Origin of the sequence: Pseudanabaena sp. FACHB-2040, assembly GCF_014696715.1 — a bacterium.
Lineage (GTDB): Bacteria > Cyanobacteriota > Cyanobacteriia > Phormidesmidales > Phormidesmidaceae > JACVSF01.
Window position 1 is genome coordinate 248,397 of sequence record NZ_JACJQO010000019.1, and the last position, 17,278, is coordinate 265,674.

The window sequence follows — 17,278 nt, forward strand, 5'->3', positions numbered from 1 at the left end:
ACACTAGGGAGAAGTCACCCTAAGCTTTTTTAAGCGGGTTAGCTTTTCTTTGAGCAGCAGCCAGAAGAACGGCAGGTCATCTACCAGATAGCGTTTCCACAAACGATGGGGCTCGGTAATCAGACGATACAGCCACTCCAAGCCAAGCTGACTCATAAGCTGAGGAGCACGGGGTTTGTTGCCTGCCTCGAAGTCGATTGCTGCTCCCACTGCCAGGAAAATATCAATGTTGGGCAGATGCTCTCTATACTTGGCGATCCACTTCTCTTGCTTAGGAGCGCCTACGCCTACCACCAAAACATTGGCTGAGGACTGGCGAACCATTTCCAGAATGGCCTGGCACTCATCCTCATTACGCTCAAATCCGAAAGAGGGGGAGTGAGCCTCAACAATGATCTCGCGGCCAATTCGCTCGTTGAGGCGGCGGCGCGCTCTAGCGGCAACCCCTTCAGCGCCTCCTAGCAGAAAGATCTTGATGTGCTCATTATCTTTGTGGTGCTCACAGAAGCTAGGGAATAGGTCTGAGCCTGAGATCTTAGCCTTAATAGGCGTTCCTAAGAACTTAGAGGCAAACATCAGAACCTGGCTGTCGCAAACTCGAAAGTCTGCCTGGCTATAGGCTTCAACGAACTCAGAGTCTCGCTGCAGCTTCATCAGGTGGTCCACATTAGGCGTGAAGACAACGCCTCGCGTCAGGTTGGTCAAAAATTCATTAATCGACAGATTGTCAATAGGAACATTTAGAATTTCAACCTGCTCACGCAAGTGAGCATACTGCTGCTTCTGGAGTTCTCGCGCTGTAGACGTCAGCGCAGCCTTTCGAAACTCGCGGTAAAGCTGCTGAACCTGCTCTGATGACACCCGCTGAGTAGACTTGTGCTCCATAACTTTTCCCACGGTTATAAATTTCGGTAGATTCATCCACTTCTCTTAGACACCCTGAAGCCTGTGCAGGTTCGGAGATCTATGTTTGGACTGGAAGCGGTCGGCAAACAAACTAGGATAGGGCTTCCTAATAGAGGGCTTGAAGGACTCATCAGAGCTACTCAAGCCAAAAGCTAGTTCAAAGTATCCCTGATACCGTCAAACAAACCGGGTTATCTCCATTTCAGTCCCCATGCCGTTTACAGCTCTGTGCTGCATAAAGAAGCGTTGAACGAGATCGGCAGAACAGTTTGAAATGAAGGGTCCTGACTTCTTGGCCTAGCCTTGAATACAGGACGCTAACATCACTCGCACATCAGTAAGGGGTGTATCTGATTTGCTTTGGAGCTCTGGGGCTGTACGTGATGCTACGTAATCATGCTAAGTCACAGTTAAAGAAGGCGGCGCTGGTCTCCCATTGAGTTCACAAAAGCTGAACATGCTTGTGAAGTTTGCATATGGGCTGAATCCGGGCTTTCCTAAGCTACAGGTGGGCTTTGCGCAGACTAATGCGTTTAGCTTCAAAAAGGGGTCAGCCTTAAGGCAGAAAGTCAGTGATAGCTCAAAAGTCGAAAGCATCCTTTGGACTTCAAAGGATGCTTTCTTAAAGGCTGCTTTATTTAGAGGCTGATAAACTGGGGTGCTAGGATTCGAACCTAGGAATGGCGGGACCAAAACCCGCTGCCTTACCACTTGGCGACACCCCATCGGTGCAGGCTTACGTATATTAGCAGTTTCTCAGGGTTTAATGTCAAGAGGTCTTGTTTGTTTTTTTTGAGAAGACAGAAGCGATTAGTTTGAGATAATCGCTTCTGTCTTCTTAACTGTGGCAATGCCCCTGCTTAGGCGGCGATGGCGGCACGTCTAGGGCAGGGTTGCGGTCAAAGAACCCAACGGGTTTGAGGGTAAAGCCGCTGTAGGCAACTGGCATAACTGGCCAATCTTCAGGGCGGGGAATATGGTGGTGACCGAAGGTGTACCAGACGACGACATCAGTGTTTTCGAGGGGTCGGTCTGCCTGGGTCCACTTGGGCAACCCTTCGCCACCTGCGTGCTGGTTGGGATACGCCCCGGCTGAGAACTTCTCATCGGCCTGGTAGGGGGTGACCCACAGGTGCTTAGTGAGGAAGCCAGCTCGCTTGAGAATGGGCGCGTCGGGGTGGGCAAAGGGCAGTATGTTTTCACCGGGAATGAGCTTGAAGGCGACGGGCTTGTCTAGACGGTTGGTAACGTTGGGGTTTACCACTTTCCAGTAGCGGCCTACCAGCGGATCGATGATGCGCTGCGCTGCTTGCTCTGTGCCAAGCAGCGTTTCGACAGCGTAGCAGGCGTTGCCGTAGGGGTTGTCTGGCCCCATGGGCTCAGAGGCTGTGTTGACCTCGTACACCGAGTTCTCCCCGCCATCAATGTCGAAGTCTAGCCGCATGCCAAAAAAGTGCTGATGAATAATGGCATTGAGGTCAGGAGCGACTAGAGTGCCGTACTTGGGCTGATCAGCTAAGGCCCCACACAGCAAAATGCCTGTCAGCTTGATTTCGTATTGGATGGTGCCGTCTTGGTAGAAGTACCAGTAGAAACCGTATTCGTAGTTATCGACGGTGGCGATGAAGGAGAGAACAAGCCGCCGTGATCGCCGCACATCTGTGTGCTCACGCCGCCAGTCGTAGTGCTTCCAGAGAATGCCGAAGTCTTCTTCGTGCAGGCATACGGCATTTTCAGTAATAGCTACATTGCCCCGGCTGTCGGTCAGCACCGCATCAAAGTAGCGAATCTCGCCCAGGCAGTCGCAGCCGTTGGTGAGGGAATTGGCGAGCATACCGACGCCATGTTCGCCCAGATCAAAGGCATTTTTTCGGAAGTGCTGAGGCCGGGGATCGTTGTAGGGCACGACCATCTCGGCCATGGAAGCTCGGTAGAGAATGGGCCGTAGCCGTCCTTCATCTTCATATCCCACCTGGTGCAGCACCAGCCCCTCGCGGGGAGTGAAGCCGATGCGGATATGCCATTTCTGCCACTTGATCAGGTGCCCCTCAATGGTGAAGCTGGGGCCTTCGGGCTGGCTGATGTGAAGCGGCTTGAGGTCTTGGCGGAATTTGTCTTGATAAAATTCTCGGGCATATTCGCCGGGGTCGGGGGGTACGGGGACGGCTCCCACGTCCTCAATGCGAACGAGCTCCATCGTATTGAGATCGACGACGGGCACTAGTCCATCGATGGGGCGCGAGTAGAAGTTGCTCTCGGGGGTGTTGCGGACGTAGCAGAGGCAGCGGGAGAGCCGCAGGCCAACCTCATTTTCAAAGCCAAAGTTGCCGATGGCCCAGGGATCGACCACGACTGTCTCAAGATCCAGTCCTCGCTTCTCGACGGCTGCTTTAAAGGCTGGGTGAGCTTTAACAGCAGCTTCACATTCAGCCAGTTCGTCGGCCATGATGTTGGGCTGCACGTCGGGGATGTGCTGCCAGGACGTAACGGTATTTTGATCGAGGGAGACAATTGCCTCGTAAACTTTGCCGGTGACGTTGTCGAGCAGGATGAAAAAGGCTTCCCGCGCTAGCGCCTCGCCGGGTTTATAGTTCAGAACGGCTGTCTTAGGCGGTTCGTGGAGCGTGACGACCGGAAACCGAAAGGTATCACCAGCTGCTTTTTCTTGGCGAACGATTGCAACAGCGCGCTGGATCTCCTCAGCAGTGAGCGGCTCTAGTGGATGCAGGTGTGGGGTTGAAGCCACGGGGGGTATTGAAGTGAGTGTCATGCAAAATGCCTACGTTTCGTAACAAGTGCAGTAGTGCACCAAAAACATTGGGGGTATCGTAATGCAATCCCTGGGTGGCTGGCTGTTTCGCCTCGACACATTTCCGGGAAAAGCCGCGCCCGCTTCCTCTTTATCCCTGGAGACAGGACTGTTGACTGTATGAAATTGAAACTGGATGCGATCGCACTTAGCCTCCTCTGGATTTGCCTTACCCTCAGCCTTAGCCTGATCAGCTTTACTGCCCCAGCCCAGGCAGCCAGTTGCACCCTTCGCATTATCGGATGGGAGGGCTACATGGATGAGTCTTTTAGCAAACCCTTTGAGGAAGAGTACGGCTGCAGGGTGGTGCCAACCTATGCCGGGTCCTCCGATGAGATGTATGCCAAAATTCGCGCTAGCAAAGGCAAGAACTACGACTTGGTGACAGCCTCCGGCGATTTAACCAAGCGCCTATACGATTCTGGCCTGGTAGCGCCTCTGGATCTGGAGCAGGTGCCTAACTACGGCGATCTCTTCCCCATTTTTAAGCAGCCAGAGTACAACACCTTTGACGGCACCCCCTATGGCGTATCAATCGGTTGGGGGCCGGACTTTCTGATCTACGACACCTCGGTGGTCAAGCAGGAACCCCAGTCCTGGGCAGTGCTGTATGAAGAGAAATACAAGGGCAAGATCTCGCTGCCGGACTACCCCATCTTCTCTGCCGATGTGGCCTTGTGGGGTGGCAAGCCCGACATCTACGACCTGGACAAAAGCACTCTAGACAACGACATCAAGCCCAAGCTGTTTGACCTGCGACCCCAAGTGCGTAAGTTCTGGAGCAGCCAGGGCGAACTCTCCCAGCTATTCCTAAACAAAGAAGTCACAATGGCCTGGGCCTGGCCGGTCACGATTGAGGAACTAAAGCGGGCCGACTTTCCGATAGGAGCCACCATTCCCCAAGAAGGGGCGACGGGCTGGAGCGATTCTTGGATGCTGATGAAGGGATCTAAAAACGCTGACATTGCCCATGCCTGGATGAATTACATGCTCACTGGGCCCGCTCAAAAGGCGATGTCTGATGTGACTGGCTACTGGCCTGTATCTAGCCAGGTGCTGCCGCTCCTGAGTGAGGAGAAGATTGCTGACTGGCACCTAGATGATTTAGAGAACTACTACAGCAATATCTACTTCTGGGAAACAGTGCCCAACTATGATGAATGGGTCGCCCTCTGGAATGAGTTCCGAGGACAGTAGATGGGGTTTGAATCATAATTGATGCAGTGTTCTATTGCTTAGTTTGGGTTCTAACCAGGCATGACTCAACTGGGCAATCCTTGAGTTAGAAGCAATGACGGTAGCTACTAATCGTTTCACGTTTGACGAGTATCTGCACTACGAAGATGGCGCAGATACTCGCTATGAGTTAGTTAATGGTGAACTGGTACCCATGAGTTTGGGCAGTGGGCTACATGGCGAAATCATGCATTTCCTTGAGCGTAGCTTTGAGCAAACTATTCAACAGCAGGCACTACCTTGGGTCGCTCGAAAAGGCGTTATTGGCGTGCGATCGCCTCAGCGGGGCCGCTGGGATACCTCTCGGATTCCAGACGTCACTGTACTGCCGCTTGAACAATGGAGGCTGCTCCGCAATCGAGAATCTGTTATTGAGTTGACAGATCCTCCGCCGCTTCTAGTCGTTGAAGTAGTAAGTGAATCTACAAAAAGTGTTGATTACCGTGCTAAGCGCTCTGAATATGGAGTATTAGGCATTCCTGAATACTGGATTGTGGACCCCTTGGAACAAAAAATTACGCTCTGCGTATTGATTGAAGGTTTCTACGATGCTTTAACAGTTTCAGGAGCACAGACGATGGCATCAACAACTTTCCCAACGTTAGATTTAACTGCTGAGAAAATTCTCAACCCAGACACCTAAATCCACCCTTTCGGGTGACCTTCCAACCTCAGATTACTCAACATCTTCTCAATTGGCTTTTACCCTGAGAGTAGATGCGTTAATTTGTGCCTATGTTAAACGCTCTTAACAAAGTGAGTCAACTGCTAGAGGCCAAACAGGAAAACCGTTTGGGAGACTTTGCCATTCTCAAGTCAGACCTTTTTGGAGCAAAGGTAAACCCAAAAGTTGCCTCTCTTTTGGAGCCAGTTATTGGCTATTACCCCCCTATCGATCTAGACAACTTAATGCAGTATCCGGCAGGCACCTTTGGCTATGAGTACGCCCATCATATGAAGGAGAATGGCCTCACGCCTCTTAACGTTAGCCCTGAGTTGGGCGAGGTTGCACGCCGGAATGTATTTGCCCTGCGCTATGCCGTAACCCATGACATTATTCATGTGCTGCTGGGGTTTGACACGAGCTATGCGGGCGAGATTGGGGTGCTGGCTTTTGCAGCGGAGCAGGGTTATAGTCCTTCTCTACGATTTAGCTTGCAGCTAGCGCGGTGGCTTTACCCGCTGATTGCGCCAGGGCAGAAAGCTGCGATCGCAACCAACACCCGCAAAGGCCGCAACCTGGCTCAACAGGCCAAATTTCTCCTAGGCTATCGCTTTGAGGAGCACTGGCAGGAAGCTATTGGAGAGGTGCGATCGCAATTAGGCCTGCCGCCTCACCCCGAAGCCCTCTAACCCGTTAAGTATGACTGCTATTTTTCCATTTTTGCCTGCCGCAAAGAAACCTGCTTCGACATTTTGGGCAACTTTCCTGCCGCCCTTTGTGTGGATGGCAGGGTTCTACTTTTTGCCGCTAACGATCTTACTGAGCTACGCCTTCTTTCGGCACGAATATGTCGATATCATTCCTGAGTTTACCTGGGAGAACTTTGGGCAAATTCTCAGCAATATTGGCTATCGAAATACGCTGGGAAGAACCCTAAGCATTGCCGCCTTGGTGACTGGAATTGATCTAATGTTGGCCTTTCCGGTAGCGGCGTATCTGGTATTTTATGCAGGCAAATTCAAGCAAACCCTGACGCTCTTGATTTTGCTGCCGCTGTGGTCCAGCTATTTGGTGCGGGTCTTTGCGTGGCGCATCATTCTCGGCTACAACGGGGTGCTCAATAGCCTGTTGGTGTGGCTGGGGGTCTTGAACGAACCCTCGGCACTGTTTCTCTACAACAAGTTTTCGATGGTGATCACGCTCTGCTACGTGTGGCTGCCGTTTATGATTTTGCCTCTAATAACTGCCTTTGAAAGGCTGCCCAAAAATCTGCTGGAAGCCTCTTCCGACCTAGGTGCACCGCCGACCTACACCTTTAGGCGGGTAATGTTGCCGCTGGTGCTGCCAGGAATGTTGGCGGGGGGGCTATCAGTGTTCAGCCTGACAATGGGCGACTACATCACAGCGTCGCTGGTGGGTGGGGCAGGGGATATTCTAGTGGGCAACATTGTGGCTAGCCAGTTTGGCGTAGCGGCCAACTGGCCTCTGGGATCTGCCTTTGCCGTGGTGGTGCTGCTGGTGTTGTTTGGACTGATTGCCGTGATGGCCAAACGCGGGGTTTTAGAAAACCTGTAGCAATCAGACGATCACAATGCCGGTTGCCCTAGCTGCACGAACAGCGGCTCCTCCAGCTGCTGATATTTTCCGGCCAGCACAGCAGCTAGATAGGCCAGCAATTGCTGACACTGATCGGTGTTGGGCACATAAATTTGGCCATTTTGGCGAGTGAAGAGGGGGGCCTGGTTGAGCGATCGCACCGTCTCCTCCTCAAGTGAGCTTGCGCTTAGGGGCGGCACATCATTGACACTAGGCACCAGCCCAGGGGGCAGGCGGCCCTCTAGCAGGGCGATCAGATGCAGCTCACAAGCCTGGGTGTTGACGCCTCGCTGCTCTAACAGGTGCAAGATGCCGGTTAGCGGCAGGGGCTGATCGGGGAAAGTCCGCACCAGCTCCATCAGCAAAAAGTTGTCGCTGTACTGATGGCGGATCAGGTCCAGCACCTGAGGATAGCGCACCAAGTTGACCAACCCATAGGCCACCCGGCTACAGCTTGGGGGGCGGTTATTTGGATAGGTGTCTTGAATGATGGTGGCATTCGGGAACTTCTGTCGCAGCCAACGAGTAATCGAGGGCAGCGAAGCCGTACCCCCTGTACAGATCACCTGGTTAACGCTCTGGGCCGACTGTCCGCTCTGGCTCATCAGTCGGTTCAAGTGACCATTGATGCGCTGAATATAGGGCAGCACAATGCGATTTTCTAAGTCTTTACGGCGAACCATCCACCGCTGATCGGCCAGCTTCAGCTCAAACTGGTTTTGGTGCTGCAGAATGAGTTTTAGATGGCGGGCCGCCTCTAGCACGCTCTGGCCCAGCAGAGAGCTTTCCAGCCGCTGCTGCAGCCGGTAGCGCAGAGCTGGATCTGGCTCAGCAATGCGGGGCATCTCCAGCTCATCTAGATTTAGAGCCGCCCAGTTGGCCTGGCCCAGGTCAGGAGACGCCTGCCAGCCCCAGCCTGTCTCGGTAGAAGCCGCTTCTCCGTTCCCTTGCCCTGCTTGAGACTGCCGTCGATCAGCAGGGTGCAGCAGGTAGGCAATGATGTCTAGGTCAATGCCATCGCCAGCGTAGGCCAGAGAGTGCAGGCCAAAGTCCTGGTAGGCCAAACGACTCAGCGGGCGAGGCAAATTGACCACACCCAGTTCGGTGAGGGTAGCCCCAGCGCTGATGACAACTGTTCCGCCCGACCAGTTGCAGGCATAGAGGGTCTGCTGTCGCAGCGGCTGGGTGCTGGCTGTTTGTACAGGGGTGGCGGGGTTAGGTAGGCCGGAGAGGACAGCTGCGATCGCATCTTCAATGAAGTAAATCTGATCTGCAGATTGAGCCAGCCCAGCGGCCAGAATCGCCTCGCGCAAGTTAAAGCTGTAGGTATCGGGCCAGTTGGCAGGATAGCTCGCAATCACCCCCTGCAAGTGGCCCAAAGCATGGGTAATGGCAGCCTCTTCTAACCCCACAGCCCCAACACTCAGCGAGTTCTGGTCGCCTGAGCACAGCGTTGCCAGCAGCGCCTGTAGGCTAGCCTGCACAGACTGCAGCGGCACCTGCACCGTTTCAGACCACTGCACCTGGGGAGCTTCCTGCCCCGTGTCCCCCTCTCGATAGGAAATACCCAGTTTGAGCAGGGGCTTGAGGTTTTTGAGCAGCAGGGAGACGCTGTCATTTTCGCCGTCGTCAAAGCGATCCTCGTCGTCCCAAGTCACGGTCAAGGCTGAAGAACCCACTGACTGCAAGCGCCAGGAATCTTGCCCTGTACGTGCAACGGCTAGAGACGCAATCGTTGGCAGCCGGAAAAACTTGTCAGCAGTTACACCGGAAACCGTATTGTCTACCCAGTACAGGGGATATACCTGCCCAGCAATTTGGTTTAGCAGCACCGCCGAGAGACCGGTTGTGCCAATATCTAGGCCCAAGAACCAGGCTTCCCGAACCCCACCTAAATCGCTCCCCGATTCGGGCACCAAAGCCGCAGTCCCTGAATCTACCGGGGCTGCGACTTCCCCAGCAGTCTCGGGCACGACAGCTCCAGCCTCAGTAATTTCCAAAGCAACATCGGGCAGAGGTATTTCCCGACTGATCAAATCTGCCTCTGTCGGCGCAGTCAGCCGATCTGCTGGAGCCTCAATCTCTGTTGGCGACGGCCCAGTGAGCAGACCTTCGGTTGGGCTGTCAGCTTCAGGGAGAAAGGGAGGCTCCACCGTTGCAGGTGAAGTCAGCTCGGCTAGCAGTTCCTCGTCACTGTCGAGCAAGCCCAACAATTCTAGAGAGAGATCGGGGGTAGTGAGGACACTCAGAGACTGGATCTCGGCTGCACTGGCCTCTATAGGCAAATCCTCCTGATCAGCCATCATCCGCTGCTGCGAGCTGACTTCCATCGTCTCTGCAGCTTCATCTGCCTCTAGGTCGAGCGGCAGTTGCTCCTGGTCAGGAGCCACTAAGCGCAGCAAATCAGCCAGCGACAATGCTTCTCCCGAGGGTTCCGGCGCGACGAACGCCTCTGCAGGAGGCGCTTCAGCTAACCAGTCATCCACTGAAGCCGTCTCAGTCACCGGTAAGCTCAGCTCATCGTCATCAAACAAAGCCAGATTGTCAGCAGCCGTTTCTGGAGGCGCAAGCAAGTCTCCAAATAACCCCTGATCGGCCTCGTCCTGGGGAAAAGGAGTTGTCAGGGCCTGGTCTAGAGCAGCATTTAGATCTCCTAGATCTCCTAGCAGCGTTGCATCTTCTAGAAAGGAGGCTGACTCTTCCAGCACAGGCTCCCCTTCTAGGCCAGCCGCTGCCGACTCCGATTCCAGCAAAGTGGCTAAATCATCCCAGTCAATTACCTCGGAGGGTGCCGCAGCCGCTGGCGCGTCGTCATTAGATTCCGCACGAGTCTCTAGGAAGGCCATAGGGTCATCCCCCCAGCCATCCTGGGGTGTACCCAGCTCGGCTGAATCCAAAGCTGGCTCTCCGGCTGTCGGTTCGCCCTCATCAGCTGCAGAGGGTAGCATCGTTGGCTCATCGCCAAACAGGTCCAAATCCTCCAGGCTCACTGCAAACTCAGCTTCAGCCGGAGTCACCTCAGTTCCAGCAGGCTGCCAGTCGTCGGCAAGGCCTGCCAGCGTCTCTTCAGGCTGCTGTTCAGCGCTCTGCTCTACCGGTTCTGGAGCAGTAGGGGCTGCAGGTTCTGGCGGCATCACTGGGTCAAGAGAGAGGGTTCCCCGCGCTTCTAGCAAGCTGGCTACATTGTCTAGCAGATCACTGAGGTCGTCATCGGAGCTAGGTGCAAGGGGCAAAGGCTGACCCTCTGGGGCTATCGCAGCCCCCTCCGGTTCCGGTTCCGGTTCCAGCACCGGGAAAGGTGAGGGTTCAACCGCAATATCCTCGCCTAAAGCGTCTAACGTGAAGTCTTCAGCGGGTTCACTTGCAGTCAGATCAAAAGTTGAAGCATCTGTTGCAGAGCCTAAGCTCAGATCCAGGCTCTCCAGCAGATCTAGAGAAAGATCGTCATCGTCAACCGTAGCAGCAGGTTCACGGAACTCGGCTGACGGCAGTTCAGCCACCTCTTCAAACAGGCTCTCTGCCGTCACAAGTTCCTGGGTTGGCGCTTCCTCCTGAATCGGCGCTTCCGGCTGAGGAGCATCCCCCAGGCTTAGGTCATCTATAAAATCTTCTAGATTAAGAGCCGCTTCAGTCTCTAAGCTTTCTGCTGAGGGGGATGGGAGGGTTTCAGCAGGCAAATCCGAAAAGAGATCAGCGCTCAGCGGCTCTGGGGTCGGCTCGTCTAGGACTAGAGGAAGCACTTCGGCAGTTGAGGGCTCCTCCAGTTCAGTAGCCTCTGGCTCAGAAGCCTCCAGTTCAGTAGCCTCTAGTTCAGTAGCCTCCAGCAAATCTTCTAGGGTCAGGCCCGACTCGCCCACAGCAGAAGGATCTGCCGCTGATGCCAAGCCAAGCTCCTGAACAATAGACTGTAAATCGTCAGCAGGATCGGGTTCCTCCGCCACTGTCGGAGCATAGGGCTGGTCTGCTGCTACAGATGCTGTGCCCTCCTGGTCAAAGAGAGACTGCAAATCGTTTACTGGGACAACTTCTGCCGACGGAACGTTGGATTGAACGTCTGCCACAGGTGCCCCCTCTTGATCAGAGAGAGTCTGCCAATCAAAAGCGGGGTCAGCTTCCTCCTCTGCTGCTGGAACACTGGGCTGAACGTCTACTGCAGGCTCTACTGCCCCCTCTTGATCAGGGATAGCAAAGAGCTGATCGAGTAAGAAAGTCGCATCTTCTTCGGGGGAAGGCACCTCAGAATCTGAGGTAAAGCCATCATCAACAGTTTGCGCAGAGTCTTCTAAGCTAGCCGTTGGGTTTGTCTCAAGCTCAGGTGACGCTGGTGCCGTCAACCAAAACTCTTGGGGCAGCACGTTTTGAGGTTCTACAGAAGAACTCTCAGGGCTGGCTTCAGGAAACAGCTCAAGGTCCGCTGGCTCTGGTGACGGTTCTGACCAATCCTGGGTAGCTGGAGCTAGGTCTTCCTGTAATTCCAGCTGGGACAAATCGGCATTGAGCTGTTCAAGGGTGGTTTCACCAAATTCCAGGCCGAAGCCTGAAGCGACTTCTAGGTCATCCGTTGCCAGCAGATCCTCATCCGCCGCTGCTGGGATAAAAGTATCTTCTGCTGCACCATATTCCTCCCGACCAAAACCGGTCTCATCGAGAGAATCAGGGGAGCGCGGCTGGAAGGTACCGGGTTCATCGGGCAGCAGCTGGGCTAGAGAGCTGATAGTCTCAGCGACAATAGTCTCTTCCTCTACCTCTGCCATTAGGGATTGAGAAAAGTCTGCGCCAAAAACCTCATCTAGGGTTGCAGCCGATTCACCGCTGATAGCAGGCACATCTGGTTCAGTCGGATCAGCCAGGTCAAACGTCTCCGCCGCAGAAGGCTCAGGCACCTGATCCACGGCTTCATCGAAGAGCAGCGTGTCGAGAGTGGGTTCGTCTTCAAAGGAGCTGCTACTGCTGATATCGAATTGCTGTCCAACAGGTTCACCTACAGTGAGGTCATCCGCAGAAGATTCACCCACAGCAAATTCATTCACAAAGGGTTCGCCCACAGTGAAGTCGTCTGCCAAGGATTCATTGATAGGTGATTCGCCGTCAGTCAGGCCTTCTAAAGCGAACTCGTCTGCGGAAGGTTCACTCACAGCAAACTCATCTACCGTGAACCCCTCGACCAGGGGCTGGTCCTCAACCGGATCATCTCCAGTAAGGTCATTTGCTGTAAGGTCATCTCTAGGAGAGCCGCTGCCCATCAAGTCAGGGAAAGACTCTGCATATGCATCCGTCTCTGTGCCTTCAGGCTCCCAAGACATCAGATTGAGGTCTGCATCAGTCCTCGGCTCTGTGCCCGGAGAAGCCTCAGCCGGAGCTGCAAGGGAGATGCTGTCTTCACCAAACAGCGTTTCGTACAGCTCGTCTAGTTCTTGATAGGGGTCTTCTGCCCCGCTGATAGGCTTAACCGAGGCGGCTGGTAGGGTCTCACCCGGCGGGACTTCTACCCGCGCTTCTGGATCGGGGGCAGCCTCATCTAGCTGATCGAGCAGCCGCAGCGGATCGGTTAAATCTTCGTTCTTGGATTCTTCAACATTGGGGCCTGTTTGAATTACAGTCACGTCTTCTGGATCAGCCCCAATCGCAAACGGTGACTCCTCCGGTTCGTCTAGCTGAAGCTGGGTTAGCTCTTCATCCAGCTGAAAGAGTGTGACTTCCTCGTCTTCCTCAAAGTCTAAATCTAGGTTAAGCGCTTCTAGGGCATCCCAATCTTCATCAACCGATGGGGTTTCCCCTGCTGCTGGGGGTGTCGCGGCTGTCTGACGAGCCACCGGCAGCTGGGCTGGTTGATCCCCGCGGTCTCTGGCTGCCTCCAGATATGCCGGTCCATCCTGGCTCATCTGCTGAGCTAGATGGGCGATCATCGCATTGAACATCATCTCGCCCTGCTGCCCCAGCGTGTGCATCTTGTCGAGGCCCTGGGAGAGCGAATCTTGATAGCTGTAGACGCTCTGCTGCAGGGCTTCAAACACAGCCCGCAGGGTTTTATCGAGGTTTAGCACCAGCTCATCTGACTGGCGCTGCAGCTGTTTCATTTGCTCTAGTCGCTGAGCCGGAGACAGCTGGGGCAGCTGTTCGCCCAGATCTGGCGCTGGCTGTGCGGCTTCTGATAGTAGCTGGGTGTTGGTGACTTCAGCATCGAGCCGCTGCACGCTCTGCTCAATCTGATACCGCATTTGGCCTTCTAGCCGCTCTGCTAGAGCCTGAAACAGCTGGTCCAGGTTGGCCTGGTCAAGGGCAGGGGCGGGCAGCTGCATTTGCTGCCGGGTCAGCTCGATCTGCCGAACTTCCTCTAGGAGGGCCTGTCGCTCCTGCTGTAGGTCGCTGATTTCTGAGCGTAGGGGCTGCACCATTTGCGATCGCAAATACTGCATCTCCTGCAGCAGGGCCTGCAAAACAGTTCCGGCCGAAGCTTCTAAAGACTCAGAGCCCTCCGCCACCTCACCCACCCTGAGCTCGCCATCGGCAGTGAGTTCCCCTGTCGTTAAGCCGCTAGAGTGTTCCAGAGTTTGGAGGTATTCATAGACCTTCTCCAGGACTCTACGCTGTTGAGCTGTTTCGTTAGAAACGACCCAAGGCAGCTTAGGCGATGCTTTGCCCAACATCACCTCTATTTCAGCAATCAGCCCCTGCAGTTGTTCCCTCTGAGAAGTCACGTTCAGCCCCTTGAATGCACAAGTTCGTCGATTGTAGTCGCTGTAAAGGTGCGAAGATATTAGGCTTGCTCAACTCTAGGTTTGGCCTTCTAGCAGACAGCGAACAAGCTTTTAGAAGCGCCCCGCTCGGCCAGCGATGAAGAGACCCTAGAGAACCGAGAAGTGGCTTAACAAACGGTTAATGGTACCGCCAGATCGCTCACGTAAGCCGTCCAAGTTTCGCTCCCTCTGGACTTTTGCCCAAAGTGTATGCCAGACAGCGGTAAAAGTCACAGTCTAAAGGGAAAATGCGGCGCAGGTTCAAACTTCTTGATACTCAGTCTCATCTAATTTACCCTCTACCAACGCTGTCCGATGAGGCAGTTTGCCTAGGTGCGATCGCTCATCAACCAGTTGATCCAGATCCAGCCCAGAAGTCGCTGCTATCTCAAAGAGCCTCCTCTATATAGAAGCGGCCTCTTTTAAGAACTGGTGATATATTGGGTCTGCTAAGGTATCGCCCTGAGCCGTACCGGATTACTGTATTAACAGCAGCTTTGGGCTGAGCTTCCTAAACTCGGGCAGCGGCTGAGCCGTTTGGCCACTGTTTTTGAGGCTATCTCCTGGAATAAAGTCTATAAGCCCTCTGTTGTTCATCATAGTTCCTGCCCCTCTCAAACAGCGCCATGGAAGCTCGCTACGGCATTCGAGACCCCCAAGCTGATGTCGAACTAATCCGGTCTACTCCTTTTTTTAAAGGGCTACCCGAAGACGCTGTTAAAAACGCCACCAAACAGGTGGTCACCCGCACTCATCCCGCAAATCAGGTGATTTTGCTAGAGAATGACTGGGGCAGCTCAGTCTATTTCATTTTGGAAGGCTGGGTAAAGATCCGCACCTACAATTTGGATGGCAAAGAGGTCACACTTAATATCTTAGGGAAGGGTGAATTGTTTGGCGAAATGGCCCCTCTAGATGAAGTACCTCGCTCTACCGACGTACTAACGCTGGTGCCTACCGTAATTGGCAGTATGCCCGCTCACGACTTTGTTAACCTGATCCAGACCGAACCCCTAGCCGGTATTCGTCTGGCCCAGCTGATGGCCCGACGCCTGCGGCAGGTCAACCGGAGGCTGAGACTGAGAGAGTCTGACAGTATGTCTCGCGTAGCCGATATCATTTTGTTTTTAGCTGACGGTCAGGGCCATATGGGCCAGCAGGGCTACGAAATCCCCAACTTGCCCCACCGGGAACTGAGCAGCCTGAGTGGCCTGGCCCGTGAGACGGTCACCCGCGTACTCAGTAAACTGGAGAAGAAGGGGTTGATTGCTCGCGATCGCGACATTATGCGTATCCCCGATATCGATGCTCTGGAGCGCCTGTTAGTTTAGGGACATGAGCCATTCTCCAACCAATGCACCGGAGCCAGGCGCACCGGACCAAAACCCTGGTGCCGCTACGCCTGCCGATTCTGGATCAGTCTCGACAGATTCTCAAGCCTTTGACGAGCTAGAAACCTATCTGGACTATCAGCCTGCCGCCCCCACCGCGACGCTAAATTCGCTGCATCAGGCCAAGGTAGGGCCGCTGGTTATGGTTGAGACCGCCTTTTTGGCCAGTACCGCCTGCTTAATATGGCTGGTCAACACCTACTTTCCACCCGGACCCATTCTCAGGATCCTATTTCCGCTGCCAATGGCCTTGGTTTATCTGCGCTGGGGCGGGCGAGCAGCTTGGATGTCGGCACTGGTGTCTGGGCTGCTGCTAGCGGTGCTGATGGGGCCGCCCCGCAGCCTCTTATTTTTGATGCCTTATGCTGTTATGGGCGTGCAGCTTGGCTTTCTTTGGTCACGGCGGGCCAACTGGTACGTGGCTATTGGGCTGGGCACCATCATCGGCACCCTTGGCTTCTTCTTTCGGGTTTGGCTAACGTCGATCTTGCTGGGAGAAGACCTGTGGGTTTACCTCACTAGCCAGGTCACTCAGTTGCTTAGCTGGATTTTGGATCGCCTGATTGACCTGGGTCTGTTGGGGCTGGGGGTAGTGGGCGAACCTAACCTTGCTGCTGTTCAAGCTCTGGCAGTGGTAATGGTGGTCTTGAGCAACATCGTCTATCTCTTTACGGTTCACCTAGCGGGCTGGCTGCTGCTGGAGCGCTTGGGTGCCGCTATGCCCGCACCGCCGGAGTGGGTACAGACCCTGCTGGAGGAGTAAGACCTCCTGTATGACAGCCTTTATTCGCAGGTATACTCAGCCGGAGCGAGCCGCTGCCTGGCTAGATCAATTTACAGGAAAAAAGCCACTGCTGGCTCTGGTGCTAGGCTTTACCGAAACGGGTCTGATTCCTGGTATCTCTGCTGCCGGAGCCACCCCAGCCGATCGTCGCTACACGGCCCTAGCTGATGCTGAATTTTTGCTGCGAGGGCCGCAGCCCGCTCCTCGCTTTTCCCTACCGCCGCTACCGGCCGGGGCTTCTCCGACGTTTATTTCACGGGCTATAGTCGCTGATCTGGACCTACCCGTCACCCTCTTTAATGCAGGATTGCCGCAAGCCCCCTCAGTTCCCTATATCGATCTGGAGGGACTGCCGGCCCAATGTCTAAGCAGCGGTAGAGCCCTGCCGTTGGCTACGGTTGAGCACCTCTGGCAACTGGGTCTAGTATGGGGCGAAAAGCTAGCTGCTGCCACAGAGGGCTACCTCATGCTCGGGGAATGTGTGGTGGGGGGCACAACGACGGCTCTCGCAGTTTTACTGGGGCTAGGCATTGCCGCCGAGGGCCGGGTTAACAGTAGCCATCCTACCTGTAACCACGCCCAGAAGCGATTGCTCGTACAAGCGGGACTGGCCCAGGCAGAGTTAGCAGCAGCAAGCGAGCGGGCTAATCCGTTGTTCTGGGTGGCTGCGGTGGGTGACCCAATGCAGCCTGTTGTAGCCGGTATGGCACTGGCTGCCAGCCGAACGACTGGCGTGCTGCTGGCGGGTGGCACCCAAATGTTGGCAGTCTATGCACTGATTAAAGCTCTGGCTGACTACTACCAGCTAGACTGGAACCCGCAGCAGGTGGTGGTGGGAACAACTTGTTGGGTGGCTGAAGATGCAACGGGCGATACCGTGGGGCTAGCGCAGGCGACAGCCGCCTGTCTATTGGCAGCTCAGCTTAACTTTTCTGGCTCTCAATTTCCCCAGCTCCAGGTGTATGAGCAGGGGTTTGTGAAAGAGGGTGTGGGGGCCGGAGGCTGTGCGATCGCAGCTCACCTCTACGACGGCTGGGCTCAGGAACAGCTGCTCCAATCAATCGAGGCTCTCCTGGCAGTCCAGATGCGGCTGGAGCAGAAGAGCCTACTGTAAAAGATTGGCATTGACGATTGAGGAGAAACTAAACAGTGTCG

General features: G+C 54.6%; 10 protein-coding genes and 1 tRNA gene. 7 read left to right on the forward strand and 4 right to left on the reverse strand.

The genetic code is table 11. The features are described 5' to 3' along the window. Positions 1 to 3: 3 nt before the first annotated feature. The 3 genes from H6G13_RS21340 to H6G13_RS21350 form a co-directional block, all read right to left on the reverse strand. Complete coding sequence (locus tag H6G13_RS21340) at positions 4 to 885, reverse strand: WecB/TagA/CpsF family glycosyltransferase (RefSeq protein ID WP_190486581.1); 882 nt, start codon at positions 883 to 885, stop codon at positions 4 to 6. Between the two features lie 674 nt (positions 886 to 1,559). Continuing rightward, positions 1,560 to 1,631, reverse strand: a tRNA-Gln gene (locus tag H6G13_RS21345). Positions 1,632 to 1,744: 113 nt separating this feature from the next. Then, positions 1,745 to 3,676, reverse strand: a complete 1,932-nt coding sequence (locus H6G13_RS21350) for a primary-amine oxidase (protein ID WP_190486583.1) — start codon at positions 3,674 to 3,676, stop codon at positions 1,745 to 1,747. 159 nt (positions 3,677 to 3,835) lie between these two features. On the opposite strand from H6G13_RS21350, the gene H6G13_RS21355 reads away from it, so the two are divergent. The 4 genes from H6G13_RS21355 (at position 3,836) to H6G13_RS21370 (ending at position 7,190) form a co-directional block, all read left to right on the forward strand. Beyond that, positions 3,836 to 4,912, forward strand: coding sequence for an ABC transporter substrate-binding protein (locus tag H6G13_RS21355; protein ID WP_190486586.1), 1,077 nt, complete (start codon positions 3,836 to 3,838; stop codon positions 4,910 to 4,912). Between the two features lie 94 nt (positions 4,913 to 5,006). After that, positions 5,007 to 5,594, forward strand: a complete 588-nt coding sequence (locus H6G13_RS21360) for a Uma2 family endonuclease (RefSeq protein WP_190486587.1) — start codon at positions 5,007 to 5,009, stop codon at positions 5,592 to 5,594. Positions 5,595 to 5,686: 92 nt separating this feature from the next. Next, complete coding sequence (locus tag H6G13_RS21365; protein WP_190486589.1) at positions 5,687 to 6,304, forward strand: Coq4 family protein; 618 nt, start codon at positions 5,687 to 5,689, stop codon at positions 6,302 to 6,304. A gap of 10 nt (positions 6,305 to 6,314) precedes the next feature. Continuing rightward, positions 6,315 to 7,190, forward strand: a complete 876-nt coding sequence (locus H6G13_RS21370; protein ID WP_190486591.1) for an ABC transporter permease — start codon at positions 6,315 to 6,317, stop codon at positions 7,188 to 7,190. An 11-nt stretch (positions 7,191 to 7,201) separates the two neighbouring features. Here H6G13_RS21370 and H6G13_RS21375 read toward each other — a convergent pair whose 3' ends face one another. Next, positions 7,202 to 13,909, reverse strand: a complete 6,708-nt coding sequence (locus tag H6G13_RS21375) for a hypothetical protein (RefSeq protein ID WP_190486593.1) — start codon at positions 13,907 to 13,909, stop codon at positions 7,202 to 7,204. 665 nt (positions 13,910 to 14,574) lie between these two features. Here H6G13_RS21375 and H6G13_RS21380 point away from each other — a divergent pair. The 3 genes from H6G13_RS21380 to cobT are packed head-to-tail and all read left to right on the forward strand — an operon-like array spanning position 14,575 to position 17,237. Then, positions 14,575 to 15,279, forward strand: coding sequence for a Crp/Fnr family transcriptional regulator (locus H6G13_RS21380; protein ID WP_190486594.1), 705 nt, complete (start codon positions 14,575 to 14,577; stop codon positions 15,277 to 15,279). Between the two features lie 4 nt (positions 15,280 to 15,283). Next, entirely contained in the window at positions 15,284 to 16,102 is an 819-nt protein-coding gene (locus H6G13_RS21385) for a DUF2232 domain-containing protein (protein ID WP_190486596.1), read from the forward strand. 10 nt (positions 16,103 to 16,112) lie between these two features. Next, the gene (gene cobT, locus H6G13_RS21390) at positions 16,113 to 17,237 is read left to right on the forward strand and encodes a nicotinate mononucleotide-dependent phosphoribosyltransferase CobT (RefSeq protein ID WP_190486598.1); all 1,125 of its coding nucleotides are present in this window, start codon (positions 16,113 to 16,115) and stop codon (positions 17,235 to 17,237) included. Positions 17,238 to 17,278 lie beyond the last annotated feature (41 nt).

Excerpts from the sequence above, each read along its gene's own strand:
- H6G13_RS21340 (WP_190486581.1), bottom strand. The coding sequence starts at position 885 with ATGGAGCACAAGTCTACTCAGCGGGTGTCATCAGAGCAGGTTCAGCAG.
- H6G13_RS21350 (WP_190486583.1), bottom strand. The coding sequence starts at position 3,676 with ATGACACTCACTTCAATACCCCCCGTGGCTTCAACCCCACACCTGCAT.
- H6G13_RS21355 (WP_190486586.1), top strand. The coding sequence starts at position 3,836 with ATGAAATTGAAACTGGATGCGATCGCACTTAGCCTCCTCTGGATTTGC.
- H6G13_RS21360 (WP_190486587.1), top strand. The coding sequence starts at position 5,007 with ATGACGGTAGCTACTAATCGTTTCACGTTTGACGAGTATCTGCACTAC.
- H6G13_RS21365 (WP_190486589.1), top strand. The coding sequence starts at position 5,687 with ATGTTAAACGCTCTTAACAAAGTGAGTCAACTGCTAGAGGCCAAACAG.
- H6G13_RS21370 (WP_190486591.1), top strand. The coding sequence starts at position 6,315 with ATGACTGCTATTTTTCCATTTTTGCCTGCCGCAAAGAAACCTGCTTCG.
- H6G13_RS21380 (WP_190486594.1), top strand. The coding sequence starts at position 14,575 with ATGGAAGCTCGCTACGGCATTCGAGACCCCCAAGCTGATGTCGAACTA.
- H6G13_RS21385 (WP_190486596.1), top strand. The coding sequence starts at position 15,284 with ATGAGCCATTCTCCAACCAATGCACCGGAGCCAGGCGCACCGGACCAA.
- cobT (WP_190486598.1), top strand. The coding sequence starts at position 16,113 with ATGACAGCCTTTATTCGCAGGTATACTCAGCCGGAGCGAGCCGCTGCC.